The sequence below is a fragment of the Sphingomonas sp. DC1600-2 genome (assembly GCF_049897605.1).
Lineage (GTDB): Bacteria > Pseudomonadota > Alphaproteobacteria > Sphingomonadales > Sphingomonadaceae > Sphingomonas.
Window position 1 is genome coordinate 1 of record NZ_JAFCWO010000019.1, and the last position, 25587, is coordinate 25587.

The 25587-nt window shown below is 64.7% G+C and carries 24 protein-coding genes; 12 read left to right on the forward strand and 12 right to left on the reverse strand.

Translation table 11 applies throughout. From position 1 onward, the window contains the following. Positions 1 to 150: 150 nt before the first annotated feature. The 10 genes from ACP7BL_RS16635 to ACP7BL_RS16680 form a co-directional block, all read right to left on the reverse strand. The gene (locus ACP7BL_RS16635) at positions 151 to 1746 is read right to left on the reverse strand and encodes an ArnT family glycosyltransferase (protein WP_426258836.1); all 1596 of its coding nucleotides are present in this window, start codon (positions 1744 to 1746) and stop codon (positions 151 to 153) included. Between the two features lie 124 nt (positions 1747 to 1870). Then, positions 1871 to 2284, reverse strand: coding sequence for a GtrA family protein (locus ACP7BL_RS16640; RefSeq protein WP_249340927.1), 414 nt, complete (start codon positions 2282 to 2284; stop codon positions 1871 to 1873). Continuing rightward, entirely contained in the window at positions 2281 to 4101 is a 1821-nt protein-coding gene (locus tag ACP7BL_RS16645) for a thiamine pyrophosphate-binding protein (protein ID WP_231565110.1), read from the reverse strand. Before ACP7BL_RS16645 ends, ACP7BL_RS16640 begins: the two co-directional genes overlap by 4 nt. After that, the gene (locus tag ACP7BL_RS16650) at positions 4098 to 5111 is read right to left on the reverse strand and encodes an NAD-dependent epimerase/dehydratase family protein (RefSeq protein WP_426258837.1); all 1014 of its coding nucleotides are present in this window, start codon (positions 5109 to 5111) and stop codon (positions 4098 to 4100) included. Before ACP7BL_RS16650 ends, ACP7BL_RS16645 begins: the two co-directional genes overlap by 4 nt. Further along, positions 5108 to 6400: a hypothetical protein gene (locus ACP7BL_RS16655; protein ID WP_126849011.1), complete on the reverse strand. Its 1293-nt coding sequence runs from the start codon at positions 6398 to 6400 to the stop codon at positions 5108 to 5110. Before ACP7BL_RS16655 ends, ACP7BL_RS16650 begins: the two co-directional genes overlap by 4 nt. Next, positions 6400 to 7371 (reverse strand): glycosyltransferase family 2 protein, encoded by a 972-nt coding sequence (locus tag ACP7BL_RS16660; RefSeq protein WP_033965108.1) that lies wholly within the window; start codon positions 7369 to 7371, stop codon positions 6400 to 6402. Before ACP7BL_RS16660 ends, ACP7BL_RS16655 begins: the two co-directional genes overlap by 1 nt. Beyond that, positions 7368 to 8474: a capsule biosynthesis protein gene (locus ACP7BL_RS16665; RefSeq protein WP_126849009.1), complete on the reverse strand. Its 1107-nt coding sequence runs from the start codon at positions 8472 to 8474 to the stop codon at positions 7368 to 7370. The genes ACP7BL_RS16660 and ACP7BL_RS16665 overlap by 4 nt, the downstream gene beginning before the upstream one ends. A gap of 8 nt (positions 8475 to 8482) precedes the next feature. Continuing rightward, positions 8483 to 10363, reverse strand: a complete 1881-nt coding sequence (locus ACP7BL_RS16670; protein ID WP_426258838.1) for an SLBB domain-containing protein — start codon at positions 10361 to 10363, stop codon at positions 8483 to 8485. Beyond that, positions 10360 to 11190, reverse strand: coding sequence for an inositol monophosphatase family protein (locus ACP7BL_RS16675; protein ID WP_126849007.1), 831 nt, complete (start codon positions 11188 to 11190; stop codon positions 10360 to 10362). The genes ACP7BL_RS16670 and ACP7BL_RS16675 overlap by 4 nt, the downstream gene beginning before the upstream one ends. A gap of 6 nt (positions 11191 to 11196) precedes the next feature. After that, a complete protein-coding gene (locus ACP7BL_RS16680; RefSeq protein ID WP_231565115.1) occupies positions 11197 to 12009 on the reverse strand; it encodes an aldolase/citrate lyase family protein in 813 nt (270 codons plus the stop codon). A gap of 137 nt (positions 12010 to 12146) precedes the next feature. On the opposite strand from ACP7BL_RS16680, the gene ACP7BL_RS16685 reads away from it, so the two are divergent. From ACP7BL_RS16685 to ACP7BL_RS16725, 9 genes are all read left to right on the forward strand, one after another. After that, positions 12147 to 12782 (forward strand): M23 family metallopeptidase, encoded by a 636-nt coding sequence (locus ACP7BL_RS16685; RefSeq protein ID WP_126849006.1) that lies wholly within the window; start codon positions 12147 to 12149, stop codon positions 12780 to 12782. 182 nt (positions 12783 to 12964) lie between these two features. Further along, positions 12965 to 13480 carry an RNA polymerase sigma factor gene (locus tag ACP7BL_RS16690; RefSeq protein WP_426258844.1) on the forward strand — a complete coding sequence of 172 codons (516 nt, stop codon included), beginning with the start codon at positions 12965 to 12967 and terminating at the stop codon, positions 13478 to 13480. Between the two features lie 33 nt (positions 13481 to 13513). Next, positions 13514 to 14461: a FecR family protein gene (locus ACP7BL_RS16695; RefSeq protein WP_426258839.1), complete on the forward strand. Its 948-nt coding sequence runs from the start codon at positions 13514 to 13516 to the stop codon at positions 14459 to 14461. 28 nt (positions 14462 to 14489) lie between these two features. After that, positions 14490 to 16880 carry a TonB-dependent receptor domain-containing protein gene (locus ACP7BL_RS16700; RefSeq protein ID WP_426258840.1) on the forward strand — a complete coding sequence of 797 codons (2391 nt, stop codon included), beginning with the start codon at positions 14490 to 14492 and terminating at the stop codon, positions 16878 to 16880. Between the two features lie 99 nt (positions 16881 to 16979). After that, positions 16980 to 17753, forward strand: a complete 774-nt coding sequence (gene rfbF / locus ACP7BL_RS16705; protein WP_426258841.1) for a glucose-1-phosphate cytidylyltransferase — start codon at positions 16980 to 16982, stop codon at positions 17751 to 17753. Beyond that, positions 17750 to 18823, forward strand: a complete 1074-nt coding sequence (gene rfbG / locus ACP7BL_RS16710; protein ID WP_260591629.1) for a CDP-glucose 4,6-dehydratase — start codon at positions 17750 to 17752, stop codon at positions 18821 to 18823. The genes rfbF and rfbG overlap by 4 nt, the downstream gene beginning before the upstream one ends. A 147-nt stretch (positions 18824 to 18970) precedes the next feature. Next, complete coding sequence (locus ACP7BL_RS16715; protein WP_033965115.1) at positions 18971 to 19630, forward strand: response regulator transcription factor; 660 nt, start codon at positions 18971 to 18973, stop codon at positions 19628 to 19630. 75 nt (positions 19631 to 19705) lie between these two features. Continuing rightward, complete coding sequence (locus tag ACP7BL_RS16720) at positions 19706 to 20080, forward strand: response regulator transcription factor (RefSeq protein ID WP_126849001.1); 375 nt, start codon at positions 19706 to 19708, stop codon at positions 20078 to 20080. A 213-nt stretch (positions 20081 to 20293) separates the two neighbouring features. Next, entirely contained in the window at positions 20294 to 20653 is a 360-nt protein-coding gene (locus tag ACP7BL_RS16725; protein WP_033965117.1) for an HdeA/HdeB family chaperone, read from the forward strand. Between the two features lie 86 nt (positions 20654 to 20739). Here ACP7BL_RS16725 and ACP7BL_RS16730 read toward each other — a convergent pair whose 3' ends face one another. Beyond that, complete coding sequence (locus ACP7BL_RS16730) at positions 20740 to 21399, reverse strand: sensor histidine kinase (RefSeq protein ID WP_052192355.1); 660 nt, start codon at positions 21397 to 21399, stop codon at positions 20740 to 20742. A gap of 261 nt (positions 21400 to 21660) precedes the next feature. On the opposite strand from ACP7BL_RS16730, the gene ACP7BL_RS16735 reads away from it, so the two are divergent. From ACP7BL_RS16735 to ACP7BL_RS16745, 3 genes are all read left to right on the forward strand, one after another. Then, on the forward strand, positions 21661 to 22323 hold the full coding sequence (locus tag ACP7BL_RS16735) for a response regulator transcription factor (protein WP_426258842.1): 663 nt from the start codon (positions 21661 to 21663) through the stop codon (positions 22321 to 22323). A gap of 235 nt (positions 22324 to 22558) precedes the next feature. Beyond that, on the forward strand, positions 22559 to 23401 hold the full coding sequence (locus tag ACP7BL_RS16740; protein ID WP_126848999.1) for an alpha/beta fold hydrolase: 843 nt from the start codon (positions 22559 to 22561) through the stop codon (positions 23399 to 23401). A gap of 104 nt (positions 23402 to 23505) precedes the next feature. Further along, positions 23506 to 25035, forward strand: coding sequence for a tryptophan halogenase family protein (locus tag ACP7BL_RS16745; RefSeq protein ID WP_033965119.1), 1530 nt, complete (start codon positions 23506 to 23508; stop codon positions 25033 to 25035). Here ACP7BL_RS16745 and ACP7BL_RS16750 read toward each other — a convergent pair. Next, positions 25032 to 25523 carry a hypothetical protein gene (locus tag ACP7BL_RS16750; RefSeq protein ID WP_426258843.1) on the reverse strand — a complete coding sequence of 164 codons (492 nt, stop codon included), beginning with the start codon at positions 25521 to 25523 and terminating at the stop codon, positions 25032 to 25034. The genes ACP7BL_RS16745 and ACP7BL_RS16750 overlap by 4 nt on opposite strands. Positions 25524 to 25587 lie beyond the last annotated feature (64 nt).

Here is a 25587-nt window from a genome sequence, read left to right on the forward strand (position 1 = left end):
CGCTCTACGGGAAACCCTGAAAACCCCGACGAACCCAGCGCCAAACACCACGATCACCCAAAGCGCCTTCTCTGATCCTCAATCCGATCTCTTCATTGGGTAAATGGAGGCGCCCAGCTCGCTACCCGGATATCTTCCACCGCGGCTTCGCTATGGACGCGACACGCCCGGGCCGGTTTCGACTATGAGGATCTCGGGGCCGCCCGAGTATCCGGGCAGAGGCCGGATGATGGCGCGAATCCACCCGCCCCGCATCAAGCCACGATAGCGCGCCAATTGCGGCGCAAACCTGCGGTCCGCCGCATAGCGGGTATAGTGGCTGAACACCGCAAAATCGGCATGGCAGGTCGTCAGCTTCCGAGCGTCGACATACCCGATGTCGACGACGGGATTGCCGCGACGAAGCCGTTCTACGCGCGAGTAGCGGATGTGGCCGCCAAGCGCTTGACGTGCGTCGATGCAGCCGGCCGCCCCTACGGGGAAGCGGAGCTGCCAGGGCCCTCGAAACAAGTCGAAGGCGGCGTGTTCGACCAGGATGCTGGAACCTGGCGGCACATGGTCACGCACCCATCTCGCCGCGATCTGGCGCGTGTCGTTGAGCCGTTCGCGCGTGCTGGCGTAGGTCGTCGCCAGCATGGGAAGCGCGACCAAGGCCGCGCCTATCCACGCAAAATGGCGTGCATCGGGCCCAAAGCGACGTTCGCCGAGATCGGCGATTGCGCCGATCGCATAGGCAATGCCAAGCGCCGCAAAGGGTAGCAGTGGCACCACCCAGCGTTCCCACACCAGGGCCTGGGCGCAAATCACCACCAGAAACATGAGGAATCCGGGCAGCGCGGCGGCGCGGACCTGCGCCTGGTCGCGGGCCATGGCGACGAGGCCGACTGCGGCTAGGATTAGCCCGGCACTGCCGAACGATCGCAGTAGCGGATGCGCGGCATACCAGCCGAGATTGGAAAGGAAGCCAGCCCCGGTCGAGCCAGGATGCGCGGATCGTGCTTCACCGCCAAGATCGAACAGCACGGTCGGATAATCGATCAACAAATAGGGCGATACGCAAAAGAGCGTGACGGTCGATACACACCCGAGCAGCGCAAGATGGGCAAGCGCGCGGCGATCAAAGGCGATGCGCGACAGACCGGCGCACGCGGGACTGAACACCACCACTGCCGCGGGCCATTTGGTCGCGCAGGCAAGCCCGACGCACAGTCCCGCAAGGACGTAGTCACGACACCGTCCGTCGCGCGCGATGGCGAGCGCGCGGAGCGTTGCCAACAGCATGAAGACGCTCGCCTCGACATCGGTGCGGATGACCTGGGAATATTGGATGTGCACCGCGTTGATCGCGAGAAAAAAAGCGGCGAGCAGACCGATGCGGCGATCGGCGATGCGTGTGCCGATGCGGTAGGTCAGCCAGACGCAAACCACGCCCGACGCGACGATCAGCAAGCGCCCCGGCAGGAAAATGATGCCGGGATCGGCATAGACCGCGCTGACAAAGGCGTGTGCATCGGCGAAGCGTCCGGCGACGATGCCGGTCGCAGCGGCGAGATAGCTGGTCAGCGCCAGGCCATAGAGCGTCGTCGTGCCCGGATGGCCGAACCAGCCGGGATTGAGAGTGTGATCGCGCAGCATTTCGAGGGCGGTCATCACGAACAGCGGCTCATCGGGATCGTTGAGCGCGGGCAGGCCGAAACCGACGGAAGCGAGGCGCAGGCCTGCGGCCAGCAGTAGCACCGCGGCCACTGCCGCACCCCGGGCGACGCGCAGCGATCGGGCGGTTATGACAGGGCCTCCAACCGCATCGATCGAGGCGCTGGGTTTCGCCAGGAGGGGGCATCGGCCAGCCTGATCACATTGAAGTCGCCGATCATGCCTGCTTGCTCCCGGCGAAGCTTACCCGGCTATGCCAGAAGTAGCTGCCGACGATCAGCACCGCCGTGAAGCCCAACTGGGCGATGACCGGCGGGATCGCGGCAAACTCGACGAGCACCGGCAGCGCCGCCCAATTGGCGGCGTAGTTGAACAGATAGAAGCTTGAAAAAGCGCCGAACTCGCGGGCGATGTTGCCACGGGTGCGGAACACGCCGAGCTTGTAGGTTGCGAAGGCGAAACAGAGGCTGACCGCTTGGGCGATGCCCAATGCGAGGAGATAATGCCGTTGCAGCACGGGGGTGCTCCACAACAGCACAGGGTATAGGGCCAGACCAAAGGCGGTGTTCGCGGCACCGGCGGCGACGAAGCGCAGGGGGCGCTGAGCGTGTTTGGCGCGGGCGCGGATCACAGATCCTCCAGCAGCTCGATCCGCATATTTTCGCGCAGAACGTCGCGCGGCAGGAAGGGCGACAGATCCTCCAATGCGGGCGAGGTGATGCGACCGTCGGCGTGTTGCTTCGCACCAAGCTTGGGGGCGAAGGGAACATGCTCGTCGATCATGATTTCGCACAGTACAGGACCGTCGGTAGCGAGAGCCCCGGTGATCGCCGCGTCCAGATCGGCATGGCCCGTGGCGCGAAAATACGCGAAATCAAAGGCTGCCGCGATCTTGCTGAAATCGGGAAAGGTCACGTTACTCTTGGGTCCGCCGCCGACCTCCTCGCCATTGAAGAAGTTACGCTGCGTCTGAAAAACCGAGACGTAGCCGTTATTGTTGAGCAGGAAGACCTTTACCGGCAGGCGGTTGCCCGCGATCGTCTGCATTTCCTGCAGGTTCATCATGATGCTGCCGTCGCCCGCGATGCAGATGACGCGCTGTTCGCCACCCGTCGCGGTGCACACACCGATCGCGGCGGGGAGATCGTACCCCATCGTCGCGCACCCCGAATTGGTCCAGATGCGCTGGCCACGTTTGATCTCGGCGGCCTGGAAGCTGACCACGCACGCACTGCCGTTACCCGTGACGACGATATCGTCCTGGCCCAGGGCCCCGAACAGCTTTTCCATTGCCACATAGGGGTGGTTGGCGGGGCCATGCGCGTGATATTCCGGCAGCACCGCCGGGAAGCGGCGCACGCGTTCGCGCGACCAGGCCAGCCACTCGCGCTGCTGTACGCTTGGCCCCTCATAAGGCGCAGCGAGCAGGGCGGGGATGAGGTCGGCCAGATCGGCCACCACCGGCATGTCGGGCACGACGGTCGGCTTGCGCAGTTCGACCGGATCGATGTCGACCCAGATCTTGTACGCCCCCCGCGCGAAGGTTTTCCAATTATAGCTCACCTGACGGATGTTGAGGCGACTGCCCAGCACCAGCAGCAGATCGGCGCTTTGCGTTACCATGTTGCCGCCGCGATCGCCCACGGTGCCGGGCCGCCCGGCATAAAGCGGGTGGGCATTCCACAGCACATCGTGCGCGTTCCAGCCGGTCACGACGGGGACGCCGAGCCTTTCGATCAGCGCGAGGAATGCAGCATAGGCACCGCTCAACCGCACGCCACCGCCCGCGAAGACCACCGGTCGCTCGGCCGCCTGGAGTTTTTCCAGGATCGTAGTGGCGGTGGCGGCGAGATCGGCGTGCTTCCACGGCTCGTCCAGCTCGGCCGGATCGAAGCCCGGCAGCGTGTCCGGGTCGATCGGTGCCGCTTGTACGTCGAGCGGAATGTCGAGCCAGACCGGGCCGGGCCGCCCGCTGGTGGCAAGGTAGAGCGCCTTTTCGAGATGGTAGCGGATCGTGCCCGGATCGGTGACCATCACGGCATATTTGGTGATCGGGCGGACGAGTTCCTCGATATCGAGTTCCTGGTCGCCGAACTGCCGGAGCGGCAGGCCCGTCGAGCGCACGGTCGTCTCGTTCTTCACTTGCCCCGACAGGACGAGCATGCCGATCGAATCGACCCACGCGCCGTAAACGCCGGTGATCGCGTTGGTACCACCCGGGCCCGAGGTGACGTTGACCACGGCCAGCCGGTTGGTGAGGCGGTAATAGGCCTCCGCCGCCATTGCGAGCGCCTGTTCGTGATGGGTGAAGACCGTCTCGAGCGCTGGATGCGTGCCGAGCGCATGGTTGAGGTGCATCGCGCCGCCGCCGGTCAGCATGAAGACGTGGCGCAGGCCCTGCATGGCGAGGCGCTCGGCCACCCAGGTGGAGAGTTTCATCGTAGTCATGGTTTCCATCCGTTCCAAAGCGCGGTGCGCCGGATCGCCTCGTCGAGGCCGATCGTCGCTCTGACGCCGAGTTGTTCGCGTATCCGCTCCGTCGAGGGGACGTAGCGGCCCGGGTTCCAACCGGGGTCCGGGCGGCCGAGGATTTCGACCCCCGGCGAACCGAGGATCGCCGCGGTGCGCTGCGCCAACGCTGCGATCGAGACCGCTTCTTCGGACCCGACATTGCAGACCATGCCGGGCTTGCCCGCCAGCAGCAGTGTCCACAGCCATACCGTCAGGTCCGCGGCATAGAGGTAGGAGCGCACCGCCTCGCCCGAGCCTTCGACGCGGATCGTGCGCCCTGCCATTGCATCGCGGATGAAGTTGCCGGCGGCGAAATGGATGTCGAGCGAGAGGAGCGGGCCCAGCAACGCGAAGATGCGCGCACCGACCACGTCGAGCCCGAATTGCTTGCCATAGATCGCGCACAGCATTTCGGCCGCGCGCTTGCCCTCGCCATAGGCCGATCGCGGATCGAGCGGATCGGGCGCGCCTTGCCAGTTTTCGCGAAGATGCGCGACATCCCCGGGTTGGGCACCATAGACCGCCCCCGAACTGAGGAAGAGCACGCGCTGCGCGCCGCAAGCGACCGCAAGATCGAGCGCGTTGCGCGTGCCCTGGACGATCGTGTCGAACATTCGTCTCGGGTCCTGAGCGTTCAGCGCGGCGCTGGCGTCGGTGGCGGCGTGGATGATGTGCGTGAAGGCACCTGTGGGTGGCGCGAAATCGAGCACGTCGCCGCGTATGCAGTGGAAGCGCGCGGCGAGGTGCGGCGCGCGCGCAGCAAATTCGGCGGGATTGCGGCTGAGCAAGGTCACGTTTACGTCGACCGGCGCGCGCGCGAGGGCCTCCAGCATCCAGCGGCCGATAAAGCCGGTGCCGCCGGTGATGAACAGATGCGCGCCTTCCAGCCGCGGCCAGAGCGGTGCGAGCGCGGTATCGACCGCAGCGAGATCGGCTTCGAGGATCATGCCGGCTGCAGGCCCAGGCTGGGTCGCTGCGTCAGGTGGGCGCGAACGACCAGCGCGATGCTGTCGATCGCGAGTGCCCAGACGATCAGGATGATCAGTCCGGGCCGGACGAAATGACCGAGCGCAATGCCGAAGCTTGCCGTAACGGATTGTCCGCTCAGCCAGCTTGTCCCCGGCACCTCGAGAATGGTGGTGAGGGTACGGTCGGCAACGATGCACAGCAGATAGGCGCAGATCAGCGCGACGATCGGACCGCCGCGCCGCCAGGGCTCGAGGAAGACGAGGAACAGCAGGAAAGTCTGGGTATAACCGCCCGGAGACTGGGCGATGAGATACGCCCCGAGCAATAGCGTGGCGATGCGGTGTGCGGACACGGCGCGCGGCTGAAGCCATACACCGGCGAGCGCAAGCAGGGCCACCAACTGGCTGGTGCGGATCGCGATCGGCACGATCGTCTCGATCGTCTCGATGGTGCGCGAAGGTATGTACGTGAGGATCGGCATCTGCGACGCGCGGATCAGCAGCAGCGGGGCGTAGCTCGTCGAATAATGGACTTCGTTCCACACTTGCCCGCTCTGGAACACGAGCCAATTCGCGGTGTTGGCGGCCAATTCCCCAGGCGTGCCGCTGCCGACAACGGCAAGCGTGGCAAGATACAGCAGCACCGTGGCGATACCTGCCAGCTCCAGCGCGCGCCATTTGCGCTTTACCGCCAGCGCGGCGACCGGCAGCAGCAGATAGGGTTTGAAGTTGATGGTCGCCGCGGTCGCCGCATAGCGCCAGCGCGCGCCGATCCTGAGTGGGCCATGCGCCAGCATGAAGCAGGCAAAGGCCACCAGGATCAGATTGCCGCGTTCCAGCGTGAACAGCAGCGGTAACCCAAGGCCGATGGCGATGGTCCGCATCGGTGCGGTACGCGGATCGGCGCTGCGGAAGCTGAGCCAGGCAAGCGCCACGTCGAGCAAATAGAAACCGACGATGACCCCGCGCCCCAGCCAATCACAATCGCGCGCGTAGAAAGGCGAATTGAGATAGCAGCCGGGCAGGCTGAACGCGTCGAGAAACACGAAGGATAGCGGCGGATAGATGCTGCGCCACACATCATAAGTACCGGGGTTGTTCGCCCAATAGGCGGTGTTGAACCAATCCATGAAGGTGTCGTTGGTATCGAACACGAAGGGTTGCGGCAGGTAACCGAGGACGCCGAACTGCCATGCCGTGCAGGCGACGCTCGCCAGCACGGTGAGCGCGAGCAGCGCTTCCGGGATCAAGGCAAGGTGGCGACGCATCAACTCGCGTGGACGGTCGGAGCGGTTGCGCGGGTTGCCGGGAAGTTGATCCGTTCGCTTTCCAGCACCAGCGGAGCGCCGCGCGTCCGTTCGGCGATGACGCGGACTTGCTCGCCGATCAGGCCGACGAACAGCATCAGCACGGCGAACATCGCCAGCGCCAGCGCGGCTGCCAGGACTGACCAGACGGGGCCGCCGACGAAGGCCGCAGTAATCGAGCCGAGCGTGAGCAGGATGGCAAGTGCACCGGTGCCGAGCGCAATGAGGATGGGAGCGCGCAACAGTGTCTTCGCGGATCCGGCCAGCCCGGACAGGGCAAAGGAGGCGAGCGCGGCGACATCGTTCTTCGACGTACCCGCAGCGCGTGCCGGGCGATCGACGGGCACCAGCGCCAGACGGTAGCCGCTTTCGACCACCATCCCCCGGAAAAAGGGTTCCGGCTCGTTCCAGGTGGCGAGCGTATCGACCACCACCCGGTCGAACAGGCCGAAACCCGTAACGCCGGGGATCAGCGGATAGTCGCTGATCCGACCCAGTACCGCATAACCAAGCTGCCGGACCGGCCCGAGCAGGCCCGCGCCTTCCTCCGAGCGGCGTTGGCCGAGCACGATCTGCGCCCCTGCGCGCCACAGCCGCAGAAATTCTCCGATCATTTCGGGCGGATCCTGAAAATCCGCGCACATGCCGATCACCGCCGCGCCGCTCGCCTGGTAAATGCCGTAGGTTGGCGAGCGCATTTGCCCATAGTTGCGGGTGTTGAAGATGGCGCGAACCCGCGGTTCCGCAGCGCACAGGTCGCGGATGATATCGCGCGTGCCGTCGGTCGAACCATTGTCGATCAGGATGATCTCGTATGAGTGCGCATGGCGGGCGGCCTCGGCACCCACCGCCCTGCAAATCGCAACGACATTCTCTGCTTCGTTGAAGCAGGGAATCACGATCGACAGTTCGGGGGTGCCTCGGCCGCTCATCGGTCTGCATTCCGGGGGGCAAGACGCAGACCGGTGGCGGGTGCATAAATTTCGGTGAATGCGGCGCAAAGCAACACGAGCAGCAGCACCGCCACCGCCGGGATGTTGTACTTGCGATCGGGGTCGAGCCGCGGCGCTTCGATCATCTGGACGTCCGATGCGGTCTCGGCGGCGAGTGCATCGACCGCGACCTCTTCGGAGGAACGCGCGTAGACTTCATACAATGCCTGCGCGAAGCGATAGTCGCGGTAGAGATCGAGATATTCGCCCGACATGGCGGAAAGACCGGCAACGTTGGGACCGGCGGCTCCGGCGGCGGGGGCGGTGGTGCCGGCAATCTGCGCGCGTAACGCGGAAACTTCCGACTGCACCGACTGGAGTTGCGGGTTTTCAGCACCCTGGAAGCGTTGCAGCGTTTCCAGTTCGACCTGTTTCGCCTGGAGTTGGGCCTGGAGCCCGGCGCGCAGCGTGAGTTCCGCACCCAATTGCGCTTCGGGCTCGGCCAGCTTGTTGCGGCGGCGGAAATCGCTGAGCGCCGCTTCGGCCTTGGCCGCGCGGACGACGGCTTCCTTGAACCGCCGCTCGACCACCGCGCGCTTGCGCCGCACCCGATCACGACCGAGCGCGTTGATGCGCTCGCCAATGGCCTGGACATAGGCGCGCGTCAGCCGCTCGGCCAATTGCGGGTCATGCGTGCGCGCGGTGATTTCGAGGATGCCGCCGGTGAGCGAATGCACGTCCATGTCGCGGTCGAGCGCCCTTTCGGCCTTGGCGTGGTTGGCGTAGCCGCCTGGACCAACCAGCCCGAGGCGGGCGATCACCGAGTCGCTGACTTCGCCGCCGCGACCGATCGCCAGATACAGGTCGATTGGGGTCTTCGCGCTGCCGAGCAATGCCGCAAAGCCTTGGAGCTGGCTGCCCGCTGCGCCCATCGACGAACTGAGCCCGATCGAGCTGCCATCCTGCGGCACGATCTTGGCGCGGGCTACGTAAGGCTGCGGAAAAACACAGAGAATGGCGAGCAACACAGCGAGCACGGCATACGCGATCCGCCGATTGCGGGCATCGTGCCGCAGCGACACGAGGCCGCTCCCGATCGTCATCGCGCGGCTCAATTCAGCAGCGCGGCGATGGTGGCCGCCCCGGTCAGTCCGCCGAACAGGCTGCTGGTGATGTCGCGCATCCGCGCCCAGAATTCGCCGCGATTGGAATCGATCGGCACGTAAATCAGGTCGCCGGGCAACGCTGCCTCGCGGAAGATCCGCTTGCGGTTGGAAAGCACGGTGCCATTGGCGCGGACCACGAACACCCCGGTCTTGTCGCCAAGCTTCTGCACACCGCCTGCCGAGTGAACGAAGTCGCCGATCGTCATGCCGCGGCGATAGGCGAAGGACGCCGGGCTCGGCACAGCGCCGAACACACCGACCGTCACCGGCTGCGGCGGGATGTAGATGCTGTCGTTATTCTCCAGAATAAGATCGGCGGGCAGGGTGGTCGCCGTTACCGGCAGGTCGAAGACCAGGCGACCATTCGGCTCGCGCTTGCGCAATTGCTCGACGATCGACTGGATGAGCGCGACATTGCCCACCTGGGCCGAGCGGGCGTGGTCGACCGAGACCAACGGCTGGGTCGAAAGCTGGAGCTCCATATCCTTGACCGCGCGGTCAAAACTCGCGCGTTGTTGCTGACGGACGCTGTCGCGGGTGATCACGCTCGCATAAGGGAATGCCCCCGCGGTGAGGCCACCCGCTTCGGCGAGCGCCGCGCCCAAATGCGCACCGGGTTGCAGATAATAGCGCCCGGGCTTCGCCACTTCGCCGGTTACGGTGACGAGCACCGATTGCCGTTCGAGCGGGCGGGCGAGCCCTAGGTTGGTAAGCACGCGGACGATGTCGCCGCGCTGTGCAGGGCGCGCGCGCGCCTCGGCGGGGGTCAATTGCTGCCAGCCGGCATCGCGCTGCCCCAGCGAATCGAGCACGAGCAAGCGGCTGTTGTCGGCAACGGTGCTGACGCCACCGGCATAGAGGATCGCGTCCTGCAAGCTTTCGCCCGCGCCGACTTCGAAGATCGCCTGGCGGTTGATCGCGCCGACCACCGCCACTTGCGGGCCTGCGGGGGCAATATAGATGACGTCGCCATTCTGGAGGGGCGCGTCGCCGCTTTTATCGCCTTTCAGCAGCAAGTCGTACAAGTCGAAATCAGAGATGAGCTTGCCCGCGCGCCGCAACTGAATCGAGCGCAGGCTGCCACTGGCGGCGGGTCCGCCCGCTGCCAGCACGGCGTTGACCAGGGTCGCGAGACTGCTGACCGAATAGGAACCTGGCTGGTTGGCGAAGCCGGTAACATACACGGTGATGCCGCGCAGCCGCACCACGGTCGTTTGCAAATCGAAGCCGCGATACTGGCGTGCGATCTGGCGGGCGATGACGTCGTGCAACTCGGCGTAGCGCACACCTGCCACCGTGATCCCGCCCACCCGGGGTACGAAGATGCGGCCTTCGGTGTCGACGGTGAGCCGCAAATTGGATGCCTGAACCGATCCGCTCAAGCTGATCTGGATCTGATCGCCGGGATTGAGCCGGTAATCGTCTGGCACTGCAACCGTCGGTGGGGCCGAAAAATCGCGGGCACCGGGGGTCAGCAATTCTGCGCCGAAGCGCCGGACCGGCATGCCCGCTGCTTCGGACACGTAACTCTCGAATGGACTGGGCGGCGCGGCATGGGCGCGTGGGCCCGTCTCGGGCTTGGTCGCCCCGGACGGCTCGTTCGCCTCGGGCGGCGGACTATCGATAACCGCTGGCTGAAATCCCGCCGTGTTGGTTTGCGGGGGGATCGCGGTCTGGGCCGCCGCAGCGCTTCGCGGTTGTGCGGTGGCATCCTGCGATTGCGCCGCCACTGGCGACAGCAACTGCGCCATGCCCGAACCGGGTGCCAGAATCAGCGCCAGGGCGATTGCGGTAGAAGAGGCGAACAGCGGGCGGGCGGTCGTCATGCGGCAATGCCTTCCGCGTCGGCCAAGGCGCTCCCGACGCCCAGCAAGAGCGCCGATGCGCTGTCCCACAAAGCCGGGGTGGCAGCGGCGAGAACGCCCGCACTGTTCGATCCGACGCGATAGGGGCGGTGATCCCAATGCCGGATTTCGCCGCCGGCTTCGGTCAGAAACACCGCACCTGCGGCGTGGTCCCAGGGGAGGATGCGCTGGAACAGCGTGATATCATTCTGTCCGAACGCGACGCGCGGATAGCTTTCGGCCGCACACCGCGGGATCGGTGTCAGGTCAAAGCGCCGACTGGCGCTTGCCTGCACGCGTGCGCGCTGCACCGGTGCCAGGAACTGCGTGCCGAGCGCCGCGATCGGACGCGCGCGTCCGGACGGGGTGGTGCGCACGCGGGCACCGTCGCACGTCGCGCCCCTGCCGCGCTCGGCATGGCAAAGCCGGTCGCGCAACGGATCGAGCATCCAGCCAGCCAGCGGTACGCCGTTTTCGACCAGCGCGATCATGAGGCCGAACGGTGCCTCGCCCCGCGCGAAATTGGCGGTGCCGTCGAGGGGATCGATCAGCCAGACAAGCCCGGTACCGATATTGTCGAGCAGTTCGGGTGCATCCTCGACCGCTTCCTCGCCAACAATTCGCGCACCCAGACCCAGCGCTTCCAGGCCATCGCGCAGGCGAAGCTCCGCCTCGCGATCAGCACGCGTAACGATTTCGCCCGGGCGCTTTTCCTCAATGTCGTGCGGTGCCAGCGCGCGGAAGCATGGCATCACCACCGCTTGTGCCACCTCGCGGAGCAGCGCGGAAACCTGTTCGCGAAGCGCCATTGCAGATCAGGCCGCCACGCTGGTCTTTTGATCGAACGACGCGCGGGCGCTACGCTCCCGCATCATCCGCAAGCGGGCGAGGTCTTCGTCCGCAATCGTCGCATAATAGTCGCGCTTGTTCTCCAGCCAGGCGAGCTCGAACGCCACGGCATTGGCAATCGCGGCTTCGAAGCGCGGATGCTCGGCGGTGGCACCATCGAACACGACCTTGCGCGTTTCGAACCGGTCGAGCCGAACCTTGCGGATTTCGCGCAGCGCAGGCCCGGCCTCGACTGCTACCGACCCGCCGACGACCAGTTCCAGATCCGCTGCAGCGCAGGCGCGCGCGACCGACAGCACCGCATCGGTGATCTGACGATCGTTGATCGCGCCGCGCGGCAGGCCTCGCGACAAGGTGAAATCCACCCGGCCGAACACCACGCCATCCAGATCGGCACCCGCCAGCGGCAGCATCGCCTCCAGGTTGCGAAGCGTCGTATCGGTCTCGAGATTGAACAGGAACTTGGCGCTCGCGGGCTCAAGGCCATAGGTCTTGCGCTTGGCCTCGATATATTTGGTGAGCGCATAGGGGGTCTCGATCATCGGCGCGATGATGTGGTCGACGCCGTACAGGCGCGATGCCAGCAAATCGGAGATCGCCTCGCAGCCGCCGATTTTGAGCGCGACTTTCAAGCCCGCGGCGCGGGTGAGGTGCAGCAGGCGAAGAAACTCGTCGGGACGCGTGCCTTCGGCTTCGAATTCGGCCTTGACCGCGACCACGCCAAATTCGTCCCGGCCCCTTTTCAGCATGTCGAGCATGCCGCGTTCGGTGATGTTCAAGGTGGCTTCCCTCTCGATCCGCAGGTGGTTGTCGGGACAGAGACGGAGCCTCGCGGGGGAACCCGTAAAGCGTTTTTCGCCCGGTCGCGGATCGGCCAGCAATTACGGGTTCTGCACGGGCGCTCCGTCTTCGCGCTATGCCGCTCGCCTTGACGCTTTGCCCGTGCCTGTTGCTGATCGTCGCGCCGATGCCGACAGCGGAAGCCGGTGGCGGCCTTCCCGCCGGCAATGACGCGGCCTTTCGTGACCGCATGATGGATTGGTCGGCAGCACAGGCCCCGCCGATCCTGAATGCTCCATTGGCGACCCTCGGTTTGCCCCGCCTGTCGTCGCGTTTCGGCGTTCGCGAAGACCCGTTTCACGCGGGACACGCGCTGCATAAGGGGATCGACATACCGGGTGCCTTGGGGTCGGCGGTGCGCGCTGCCGATGCAGGCACCGTGCGGTTTGCCGGTGTCGCGGGCGGCTATGGCAATCTGGTGGAGATCGTCCATGCCGGCAATCTCGAAAGCCGTTATGGACATTTGTCGCGCCTGCTTGTCCACGACGGGGAGAGAGTCGAACGCGGGGAAGTGATCGCGCTGATGGGATCGAGCGGGCGATCGACCGGCAGTCATCTGCACTTCGAGGTGCGATTGAACGGGCAGGCCGTCGATCCGCTTGGCATGTTCGGGGCGGTTGCGCAGAGCGAAGGAACGGCCTCCCCCGCCGCTGCGCCGTCGCATATCTCCGCCTTTGCGCGGGCGCGCGATCGGGCGGCGGCGGTGCGGTAAGTTCATCGCTGGCCGATGCAGCACCGGACGTGCCCATTGCCGCCCGTTCCATGCAGGGACTTGGCAACGCATGGCCATGCACTCTAGAGCCGATGCCACTCGACGTCGTACGGTGCCGGTGCCGCCAACCCATCGCGGCGGCGGACGTATGCGCAGCATGGCGATGGAACTTGGCTCTCGAAATGGATGCAGAACGGCACAATAGCGGGCTGCAACTCCTGATCGTCAACGAGCGTGCGCGTCTGTTGCGCTTTCTGGCGGTGCGCGGCGCGGGCGACGAAGCCGAGGATGTGCTGCAGGATTTGTGGCAACGCGTCGCGCTGTCGACCAGCCAGCCTGTCGTCGATCCGATCTCCTATCTCTTTCGCGCGGCCGAGAACCTGATGCGCGACCGGCACCGCTCGAATGTCAGCCGCGTGCGGCGACAGCAGGATTGGCACAGCACCGGCGATACCCCGCAGGATGTGCCTGGCGGCGAACGCGTGCTGATCGCGCGGCAGCGGTTGCGCGAAGCCGACGCCGTCCTCGCCGCCTTGGGGCCGCGGGTCGATCGGGTGTTTCGGAGCTATCGCCTGGAAGGGGAAAGCCAGGCATCGATTGCAAAGACATTGGGGGTGAGTTTGAGCTCGGTCGAGAAGGATTTGCAAAAGGCGTATCGGGCCTTGGCGGCGCTAAAGGTAAAGTTGGATGCGGAATGAGCGCTACCACTCCGTCATTAGGGGGATATGGTCATGAACGCGCCTGAATCTGCAACGGTCGAGGAAACCGCGCGCCGCTGGGTGATCCGGGTTCACGACGCGTCCTTTGCGGATTGGGACGGCCTCGCCGAATGGCTCGAACAGGATCCCGCGCATCTTGCGGCCTATGATGCTGCGGTCGACGACGACCATTGGGCGGAGGAGGTGCTGCGCAGTGCGCCACCGCCGGTTGCTCTTGGAGGGCGTCCGCGCACGCATCGGCGCTGGGCGCTGGTCGGCGGCACCGCCGCTGCCGCCGCGTTGGCGGTCGTTGGTGCCTGGGTCACGCTCTTCCCTGCCGACCACAAGCAGGAGATTGCGACCGGGCCGGGCCAGCACCGCACCTTCGCGCTCGCCGATGGCTCAACCGTGATCCTGAACGCCAGTACACGTCTCACCTTTGACGCAAGCAAACCGCGCGCGGTGACGCTGGTTGCGGGCGAAGCGCTGTTCACCATCCGCCATAATGCGCGCGATCCGTTTGTGGTGACGGCGGGGGGGACGCGGCTGGTCGATGCGGGCACGGTGTTCGACGTCGTCCATGATCACGACGCGCTTGAGGTTGCGGTGGCGCAAGGGGCGGTGGTGTACGCGCCCGGCAAGGACAACATCCGCCTTGATGCCGGCGCGAACCTGACGCGCCCAACGGCTACCGCAAAACCTCGACTCGGCAAGGTCAGCCCCGACGGCATTGGGGGCTGGCGGACTGGCCATTTGCAGTATGACGATGTGTCGCTCGATCGGGTTGCGCGTGATCTGAGCCGCAATATCGGCGAGCCGATTCGTATCCCCGACATTGCCGGGCGCATGCGATTCAGCGGAACCTTGATGCTGGCAGATTCTCCCGAGCGCACGCTCGACCGCGCCGGACCGCTGCTGGGTGTTCGCTTTACGCGCGGGAAGGACGGATGGGCGATGGCCGCGGCCGATGCGGATCGGTAACAGGGTCTGGCCGCTTGCGGCGATCGGCATGGCGACACCGGCCTTGGCGCAGGAGCGCGCCGCAGCGGTCGATGTCCGCTCTGCACCCCTGGCGCAGGCGGTGCGCGCGCTGAGCCTGCAGACCGGTGCCAGCATCGGTTTTCGGGAGCCTCGCCTCGGAACGATCGGCGTGCGCCGGGTACAGGGGCGGTTGACGGCAGAACAAGCGCTCGCTCGCATGCTCAAAAAAACCGGCTTGCAGGCCCGGCGGGTCGCATCGGCGACCTATCTGGTCGAGGCGGCTCCCGCCGCAGTTCCTCGCGCGCCACGGGCCATGCCCGCAGCGGCGCACCCGCCGGCAACCCGCCCTGCTGCGGAGCCGGAGCCCGAACCCCAGGATATCGTGGTGACGGGGTCGAAGCGCGACATCCCGCTCAGCGCCTATCCCGGCGGCGTGCAGATCCTCGATGGCCGCAGCCTGAGCGCGGCGGCGGCGGCGCGCGGCAACGATCTGCTGGAAATGCGTGTCGCCAGCGTCGCATCGACGCACCTCGGCCCTGGGCGCAACAAACTGTTCATCCGCGGTATCGCGGATTCGAGCTTCGTCGGGCCGACCCAGGCGACGGTTGGCCAATATTGGGGCAATAGCCGCATCACCTACAGCGCGCCCGACCCGAGTTTGCGGCTGTACGACGTCGAGCGGGTCGAGGTGCTGGAGGGGCCGCAGGGCACGCTGTACGGTGCCGGATCGCTCGGCGGCGTCGTGCGCGTCGTGCCGCGCGCGCCCGATCTCACCGCGTTCGGCGGGCAGGCGTGGGGCGGCGTGCAGGCGGTGCAGCATGGCGGCTTGGGAGGTGACGGCGGTGCCATCTTGAACCTGCCCGTGGCACCCGACCGCGCGGCGCTGCGCGCGCTGTTCTTTGCCTCCACCGATGCCGGATATATCGATGACGTGAAACGCGGGTTGAAGGACGTCAATCGCGTGCGGACGCTTGGGGGGCGGCTTGGCGTTCGGATCGAGCCCGGCGATGGATGGACCGTCGATATCGACGGGGTCGGCCAGAGCATTCATGGAGACGATGCGCAATATGCCGATCGCGGGGGCAACGGCCTGACGCGCGCCAGTTCGATCGCGCAACCTTATGACAACACCTACGGCCTGGCCGAACTGGTTGCGCGCAAGCAATGGGGCACGCTCGATTTCACCGCGTCACTTGGCTATACTCGGCAGAAGGTTGCCGAGATCTTCGAAGGGCAGGAACTGTCCGATCCCGCGCGACCGGCGCTCGCTCCGTCGATAAACAGCGCTATTGCCGCTTTCGGGCAGACCAATCAGATCGAGATGGTGTCAGCTGAGGGTCGGCTGGGACAACGCGGTCGCGACGGCACCGGGTGGGTTGTCGGGCTAAGCCTGCTCGGGAACACCGCGACCGTCAATCGCCGGATGTATGTCGACACCGGCCCGGCCGCCTCCGGCGTGCCGCTGACGGGCGTCCGGAACATGGTTCAGGAAGCGACGGTCTATGGCGAGGGTTCCGTCAAACTGCTGCCCCGACTGACGGTCACGCTCGGCGGGCGCGCCACCACCTCGCGGCTCTCGGGCAAATCGCTGGACGTCGTGCAGCCGGTGGCGCTGCGGGTGGAGCCGGAGGCTGAGGCATCGCGCAGCGAATCGCGCTTTCTGCCGTCGGCGGCGCTGGCCTATCGCATTGGCGATGCCTGGACGCTGTTCACGCGGTATCAACAAGGCTTCCGCCCAGGCGGGATCGCGGTGCGGCAGGACTTCATCCAGCATTTTAACGCCGACCGCCTCGGTACGCTGGAAGGAGGATTGCGTTGGCGCGCCCACCGGTTGGACGCCAACATCGGAATCGCCTGGACACGGTGGACCAATATTCAGGCGGATTTGATCGACGGCTTTGGGTTTCCGACCACGTCGAACATCGGCGACGGACGGATCCTGTCGATCGGGATGGCCTCGAAATGGCGACCAGTCGACGGACTGGAACTGGAGGCTTCGCTCTATCTCAATAGCAGTCGGGTCATCCGTTCCTCGCCGTTCCTGATCAGTCTCGAAGGTGCCAATCTCGATTCGAGCCGTTTGCCCAACGTGGCCGATGCGAGCGGTCGCGTCGGTGCCACCTACGAGCGCCGCGTCGCTGGCACCCCCGTCCAAGCGACGGGATTCGCTCGCTATATCGGCCATTCGACGCTCGGCGTCGGCACGGTGTTGGGAAAGATCCAGGGCGCGTATTGGGACACCGGGACCGAGCTTCGCATCGGTCCGCCGCGTTTCGGGATCAGCCTGGCGGTCACCAATCTGCTCGATATGCGCGGCAACCGCTTCGCTTACGGATCGCCGTTCCTGCTGCGCGACCACGACGAAATCACCCCACTGCAGCCGCGCAGCGTCCGCCTGGGATTCGATCTGGCTTTCTGAGCGCCACTGCGGTGGCGAGGCGGGTTCTCGCCATGGACCGATTACGGGCTCGTCCCGGTGCCTCCGTCTTCAAGCCAAAGACCCAGTAGCGGAGTTGAGATGCGAACCGTGATTTTGGCCGGGGGGCTGGGCAGTCGGCTCGGCGAGGAAACTGCCGTGCGGCCCAAGCCAATGGTGGAGATCGGCGGTATGCCGATCCTGTGGCACATCATGAAGATCTATTCTGCTGCAGGGCTGAATGATTTCGTGATTTGTCTTGGTTACAAGGGATATTTGATCAAGGAATATTTCGCTAACTACTTTCTCCACACCTCCGACGTTACCATCGATTTGCGCAACGGAAACGGGATGGAAATCCATTTTGCGCGCAGCGAGCCGTGGCGGGTGACCCTGGTTGAGACAGGGGCATCGACGATGACGGGCGGACGGTTGGCGGCAATCCGGCCGTATCTCGATCCCGACGAACCGTTCTGTTTCACTTATGGAGACGGTGTTGCCGATATCGACGTTGCGGCGCTGGTGCGCTTTCACAAGGCGCACGGCCTGCGCGCCACGATCACCGCAGTCTCGCCACCGGGACGCTTTGGTGCGCTCGAGTTCGATAATGGGCGCGTGACCGATTTTCGGGAAAAACCGGCTGGCGATGGGGGGCAGATCAACGGCGGCTTCTTTGTCGCCGATCCGTCGGTGCTCGATTTGATCGATGGACCCGATACGGTGTGGGAAGCCGAGCCGCTCGAGCGCCTGGCCCGCGGTGGCGAGCTGATGGGCTATCGTCATGAGGGCTTTTGGCAGCCGATGGATACCTTGCGCGACAAGCTCTACCTCGACGATCTGTGGAAAGCGGGCAACGCACCGTGGAAGCGCTGGTGAACGACATCTGGAAGGGCCGCCGCGTTCTCGTCACGGGCCATACCGGCTTCAAGGGGAGTTGGCTCAGCCTCTGGCTGGAGGCGCTCGGGGCCAACGTGACGGGGCTGGCCTTGGCTCCTCCCACCGATCCGAGCTTGTTCGCGGCGGCGCGCGTGGCGTCGCGTGTGACGCACGTCGAGGGCGATGTGCGGGACCCTGCCGTGGTGCGGGCGGTGGTTGAGGCAGCCCGTCCGGAGATCATTTTCCATCTCGCCGCGCAGCCGCTGGTCCGGCATTCCTATGATGACCCGGTCGGAACCTATGCGACGAACGTGATGGGTACGGTGCATGTGCTCGAAGCCGCCCGGCTGGTATCCGGGGTTGGCGCGATCGTGTGCGTGACCAGCGACAAATGCTACGAGAACCGTGAATGGATCTGGCCGTATCGCGAGACCGACGCGATGGGCGGTCACGACCCCTATAGCAGCAGCAAGGGGGCGGCAGAGTTGGTCATTGCGGCCTATCGTCGGTCCTTCTTCACCGGGCATGGCCCGGCGCTAGCATCGGTGCGGGCTGGCAATGTTATCGGCGGCGGGGACTGGGCGGCGGACCGGCTGGTACCCGATCTGGTCCGGGCGTTTGCAACCGGGACCCCGCCGCTGATCCGCTCTCCCGACGCGGTGCGCCCGTGGCAGCATGTGCTGGAAGCGCTGGGGGGCTATCTGGCGATCGGCGAACGCTTACTGGAGGGCGACATGGGCTTTGCCGACGGCTGGAACTTCGGGCCCGCCGATGACGACGCCCGCCCGGTGTCGTGGATCGTCGAGCGGATGCGTGCGGCTTGGGGCGAGGCGGCAGACCAGCCTGTGGTCGATCGGCGTCCACTCCCGCATGAGGCGGGATTGTTGCGGCTGGACTGTTCGAAAGTCCGCGCCGCGCTCGGCTGGAGACCGTCGCTGACGCTCCATCAGGCACTGGAATGGGTCGTCGCCTGGCACCGGGCGGTGGCGGCGGGGCAAGATGCGCAGGCCGTGACACGCGCACAGATTGCCCGCTATGTAGAGGTCTCTGCGGTCCGGGAGCTGGCTTGACGGGGAAGGTGTTGCGCTTGCGCCCCCGCCGGGCAATTCTTGCGCGGCGGTTTCGTTTGGGACATGCGGGCAACCGCGTCGTCGATGCGCGTCTGGCCGGCTTGACGGCGAGCGTGTCGCGCCAAGCGACTTCGGGAGAGGGTTCGAGTGTCACAATACCCCGGAGCGAGCGCAGGAGCCCATGAGGCAACCGCCCCAACGGTCATCGTCGTCGACGATGATTCGATGGTGCGCGCGGCGATGGACTCCCTGTTTCGTTCGATCGGGCTGCAAACCCTGCTTTTCGACTCCGCCCAGGCGCTCTTCGAACATCCACGTCCCGCCGGTCCCACCTGCCTCGTCGTGGATATTCGCCTGCCGCGCATGAACGGCATGGAAATTCAGGCGAAGCTGGCGGAGCGCGGCGATCACGCGCCGATCATCTTTATCACCGGCTATGGCGACATCGCGATGAGCGTTCGCGCGATGAAGGCTGGGGCGGTGGACTTCCTCGCCAAGCCATTTCGCGATCAGGACATTCTCGACGCGGTCGAAGCTGCGCTGGAGCGGGATCGTAAACGGCTGGCCGCCGAAAATGCGCTTCATGCGGCAGGCCAGCGTTACGCCACGCTAACCCACCGCGAAACGGAGGTAATGGGACTCGTGGTTGCCGGGTTGATGAACAAGCAGATTGCCGGCCAGCTGGGCCTCAGCGAAATCACGGTCAAGATGCACCGCGGCTCGATGATGAAGAAGATGGGGGTTCGCACGATCGCGGATCTGGTTCGCGCAGCCGCGCTTGCCGAGGGGCGTACCTCTTCTGCCTAGACCTTCGTATGGTTTCCGCTTTGAACAACCGCTTCTAAAGTTCGTGCGTCGGCATCGCTCCGACCGGGAAAGTTGATGCAGGACAGAGCGCGGACGGTTGCCATAGTTGAAGACGACGAGCTCGTGCGTTTGGCAACCGTCAGCTTGGTGCGGTCGCTCGGGCTGGAGGTGGCGGAGTTTCCTTCGGCGCTCGCGTTTCTGGATTCGCCACCTGCGGAGCTGGGCTGCATCGTTTCGGACCTGCATATGCCGGGTATGTCGGGTGTGGAACTGCATGAGACACTTCACGCGAATGGCAGCACTGTTCCTTTCATCCTGATGACCGCCTATCCCACCGAGCAAATCAAGGATCGCGCGGCAAGGGGTGGTATCGCGTGTCTTTTGGAAAAGCCGGGTGCAGCCGAAGTCCTTGCCGGCTATCTCGCCGATGTGCTTGGTCCGCTTGATTGAGCGGCGCACGCGGCTGCAGTTCCGACGAATTGCAGACCGACGTAGAGCTAAAGCCGAAACCCATATCTAGGTATGATCAAACGGGCAGTCGGGCCGACCTAAATAGGCGATGATCGCGACCGGATAGCCGATGCAGTACTTGTTGTCCGGATCGCGGTCTTTCGATGTTCACCTCGTGCGTTCGCTTGCGAACACGATCAGAAAGGTCCGCCCATGCTCAAGCCAACACTTCTTTTCACCAGCCTCCTTGCGGTTGCTCTTGCTGGTCCAGTCTCCGCGCAGAGCGCCAAGCCCGTTTCTGTCAAAAATGGCGTCGTCACCACCAATCAATTCGTCAACACGCGCAAGGGTGGCGAAGAAGTCTCATGCGAGGACTTTCTCAGTCTGGCTGACAAGTTCAAGCCGCAAGCGGTTTCCTACGCCATCGGTCTGAACAAGGGGCGTGATCCCAAGGTCAAGGTCATCGACGTTACGGGGGTTGAAAAAATCGTGCCGGTCGTGGTCAGCACGTGCAAGTCGCGCCGTCACGGTGCGCTGCGCGATACGGTCAGCACTGTATTGTATCAGCGGTAAGGCCAAGGGCGGATCAGCGTTGCTGGTCCGCCCCTTTCGTGTGCGCGGGATCGCGCTTTCTGGGCTCGGTGCCGTTGGCGCAAGAGCTAGACGAACAGCGAAAAGAGTGTGCCGGGCGCGGCGTCATGCCACGCGTAAGAGGCGTTAAGCCGGGTTGCCATCATCTCAATCAGCCGCGCACCAAAGCCGGTCCCTTGAGGTGCGGCCCCCGCGACGATGCCGCGCCCCCGATCGGACACATCGAGGCGATATCCCCCGAAAGGCATCGCGGATAACGTAATCCATACGTCGCCCGGCTGCCCCGGCTGATAGGCATATTTGCAGGCGTTGCCGACCAGCTCGGACACCAGAATGCCCAGCGCGGTCGCGTCGTCGGACGAGACCGTAACCGGTTCGACACTGACGACGATATTGCGCCCCGCCGCCGGATCGGCGCAGCACTGCTGAAGATCCTCGCCCAGTGACTGCAAATACGCGGCCAGATCGACTGCGAGCGGATCGCCGGCCTGATAGAGGTGTCGGTGCACCCCCGCGATGGCCGCAATGCGGCGCTGAGTCATGGTGAGCGCCGCGAGCGCCAGGGGATCCGCCACGCGGCGTGCCTCGATCGACACCATTGCCGCGAGCAGTTGCAGATTGTTGGCGATCCGGTGATGGGATTCGTCCGCAACGGTCCGCTTGGCGGCAGGCGGAAGCACGGTGAACGCCGAGGGGGTGTTCAGCGTGAGAGTCGGCACAGGGGTCATTGGCGGAGTGCTCTCTTCAAACGGTGATGAGACCTGATCCTCCGTTTGCCGAGCATGCGCCATCATACGGACGTTTAGGCCGCATCCAGACGCTTTTGTAAGGACCGACAGGACGTGCGCCAGGGCCCGGTCCATCATACGGAAGTCTGGGGTCGGCACCTGCAGAGATGGCTAGCGCATATCCGTCGGTGGAATAGGGTCTGGCTCCGGTCGGCGGGGCGATGGCTCGGTCGGGCGATCGTTGAGACGAAGGGGAGACGCATGGTGAGCGACTTGGCCAAAACGCCGTCCGGCCTGATCTGCGTTATCGATGACGACAGTGCTGTGCGCGCCGCTATCGACAGCTTGCTACGCTCGGTTGGCTTTAGCGTGTGTGCCTTTGAGTCGCCGGACCAATATCTCGGGTGCGGGCGAGCGGAGGAGGCGGCATGCCTGCTGCTGGACATCCGTCTGAACGGCTTGAACGGTCTCGATTTTCAGCAGGAGCTGCTGGAGCGTCAATTGCATGTGCCGGTGATTTTGATGACCGGGCACGGCGACATCCAGATGACGGTTCGCGGGATGAAAGCGGGGGCCGTCAACTTTCTGACAAAGCCCTGCAACGATGACGACATTCTTGCGGCGATCGATGAGGCCGTCGTGATCGATCGCGCGCGCCGCGCGGCGCGTTGCGAGGCGGAGGACGTTCGTCGCCTGTACGATACGCTGACGCCGCGGGAACGCGAGGTGATGAGCCTCGTCACGGCGGGTCTGCTCAATAAGCAGGTTGCCGGTCGCCTGTCGGTCAGCGAAATCACGGTCAAGATCCATCGCGGCAATATGATGCGCAAGATGCGGGCGCAGTCGCTCGCCGACCTTGTCCGGATGGCAGAAGGGCTGGGTGCCCGCGAAGTCACCGCCGCCAGGTTCGCCGCTTACGCCTGACGGCCCGCCGGGGACCGCAACTATCGTATAATTTGCCCGCCCGGCGGTCGGGGCTAGCCCGTTTCTCGAGAAGCAATCCAGCTTCCGCCCGGAGGCGCGACGCATGCCATTCCCAACTGTCGAACCATCCCGCCGCACCGTCGTGATGGGGTTAGGCGGGGTTGCAGCGGCGACGCTGCTGCCCTCGGCAGGCTTCGCGCAATCTCATTTCCCCCAGCCTCACGGAGATACGATCATGAGCAGTGGTTTTGTGAAGACCAAAGACGGTACCGAGATTTTCTTCAAAGACTGGGGCCCGCGCGATGCCCAGCCGATCGTCTTCCATCATGGCTGGCCGTTGTCGGCGGACGATTGGGACACGCAGATGCTGTTCTTCCTGCTCAACGGCTATCGTGTCGTCGCGCATGATCGGCGTGGCCACGGCCGTTCCACCCAGGTGTCGACCGGCAATGACATGGATCATTACGCCGCAGACGCATCGGCAGTGGTCGAGCATCTCGATTTGCGCAATGCGGTGCACATCGGCCATTCGACGGGTGGCGGCGAAGTGGCACGCTATGTGGCGCGCTATGGTGAGCCGCAGGGGCGCGTCGCCAAGGCGGTGCTGGTCAGCTCGGTGCCCCCGCTGATGCTCAAGACGCCGGGCAATCCGGGCGGCACGCCGATTTCGGTGTTCGACGGTTACCGCGCGGCACTCGCGGCGGGACGTGCGCAATTCTATCTCGATGTCGCGTCGGGCCCGTTCTACGGCTTCAACCGTCCGGGCGCGAAGGTCTCGCAGGCAGTGATCGACAATTGGTGGCGGCAAGGCATGATGGGCGGCGCACTGGCCCAATATGAAGGCATCAAGGCGTTTTCGGAAACCGACCAGACCGACGATCTCAAGGCGATGTCGGTGCCCACGCTCATCCTGCAGGGCGATGACGATCAGGTCGTGCCCTATAAGGATGCCTCTTTGCTGCAGGCCAAGCTGGTGCAGCACGGGACGCTCAAAATTTATCCCGGCTATCCGCACGGCATGTTGACCACGCATGCCGATGTGATCAATCCGGATCTGCTTGCCTTCGTAAAGGGCTGACCTTCCCGGCCATCGCACGCGCCATCGGGAATGATCGACTGGGTATTGTCTCCAATTGCCGGTTTGGTGTTCCCGCTGGGGCCGCGATGCGCTAGCGGAAAGGAATGCCTGCCAAGCGAAAGATCCTGGTAGTGGGGGGCGGCACGGCCGGATGCCTTGCCGCCGCCTATCTCGCTCGCTTCTTCGATGGGCGGATCGAGATCACGCTGCTGGAATCGCCCGACATCGGGATCATCGGGGTCGGCGAAGGCGCGTTTCCCACAATCCGCGCGACGCTGCAGTTCCTTGGCATCGATGAAGCGCACTTTTTGCGCGAGACATCGGGCACCTTCAAACAGGGTATCCGTTTCGACGACTGGCTGCACGCGCCGACCGCCGACGGGCGGCGACATCGTTACCTGCATCCGTTCGAAGCGCCGTTCCATACCGAGCGCACCAGCCTGGTTCCCTATTGGCTGTTGCAGGACGCGGCGAAGCGCGCGCCCTTTGCCGAAGCCATGACGATCCAGAATCGCGTCGCCGAAAGCGGCCGTGCGCCCAAGCGGGCCGATGAAGGCGCGTTTTCCGGGCCGCTCAACTATGCCTATCATTTCGATGCGGGCAAATTCGTTGAGATCATCGAACACCGCGCGGTCGAACTTGGGGTGCGGCACCTCAAAGGGTTGCTGACCGACGTCGCGCTGGCCGAGGATGGCAGCATCGCCCATGTCGCGACGCGCGAGCATGGCGCGTTGGAAGCCGATCTTTATATCGACTGTTCGGGCTTCCGCGCCGAGTTGATCGGCAAGGCGCTGGGCGCGCCGTTCAAGTCGGTGCGGGACCAATTGTTCACCGATCGCGCGCTCGCCTGCAAGATCGGTTACGATCGTGCCGATGCGCCGATCGAGAGTTTCACGATCGCGACAGCGCATCCGGCGGGGTGGACATGGGATATCGCGCTGGAGGGTGCGCGCGGCATCGGGTGCGTCTATTCCTCGGCGCATATGACCGACGATCGCGCCGCGGAGATGTTGCAGCGCTATATCGGTCACGATCGCTTTACTGCGCGCACCATCCCGTTTGAATCGGGCTATCGCACGCAGCAATGGATCGGGAATTGCGTCGCGGTGGGCCTGTCGGGCGGCTTTCTGGAGCCGCTCGAATCGACCGGCGTGGTGCTGGTCGAAGCGGCGGTGGCGATGATCGCCGAACTGTTTCCCCATACCGGGCCGATCGATGCGCCCGCGCGGCGTTTCAATGCGCTGATGGCGGCGCGCTATGACCGGATTATCACCTTTTTGAAGCTGCATTATTGTCTCAGCCGACGCGAGGAGCCGTTCTGGCGCGACAATATCGCCCCGGACTCGATCCCCGAGGCGCTGCGCGATCTGCTGGACCAATGGCGGCACCGCCCGCCCAACCGCTTCGATTTCCTGATCGATGTCGAAAGCTTCGCCTATTTCAACTATCAGTACATCCTGTACGGCATGGACTTCCCGACCGATCTTGCGGCGGGCCGGGGGGATTTTCCGGACGGGGCGGTTGCGGAAAAGATGTTCGCGCGCATCCGCAGCTTTGGCGAGCGCGCGGTTGCCGATTTGCCGACCAACCGCGCGCTGCTGCACGATATCAATGCCGGTCTGATGCTTCGCTAAAGGTTCCAGTCGATCTGCAGCCACGCTTTGTCGGTATCGGTCGCGAAGCTCCTTGCGCGATAGCGCGCAAAGCGTGCCGACAGCGTGTAGTGTTTGCGCCGGGCCGAAGCGATCAGGTCGAGCTCGTCGCCATAATGCTGATCGAGCCGGTCGCTGGCAAAACGGTGCCAGGTCGCGCCCAGAGTGATGGCGTCGAGCGGGCCGATGTTTTTCCAGCCATAGCCGATCGTCCCATAACCGTCGCGCAGGCCGTTTGGCGGCGTGGTCGCGAACTTGCTGGCCCAACCGTTGAACTTGAAGAAGGAGGCGAGCGGCGTTTGTACGCTGGTCAGCGCGATACCCTTGTCCGCGCCCAGCACCTCATAGCCGATCGTTGCGGTGAACGCCTTTATGCCGAGCGTCGCTTCGCCCAGCCAATAGCTCGCGGCATAACGGGGTCGGTTCCGGTTGAGGGCGAAATGACACCCTAAGCGTGGGGCACGAAGCACGTGGTCTGAGTTTATGGTCGAGCCGGCCGTTCATCGGGCATTCGCGCCGCGATGCGGTTTCGCC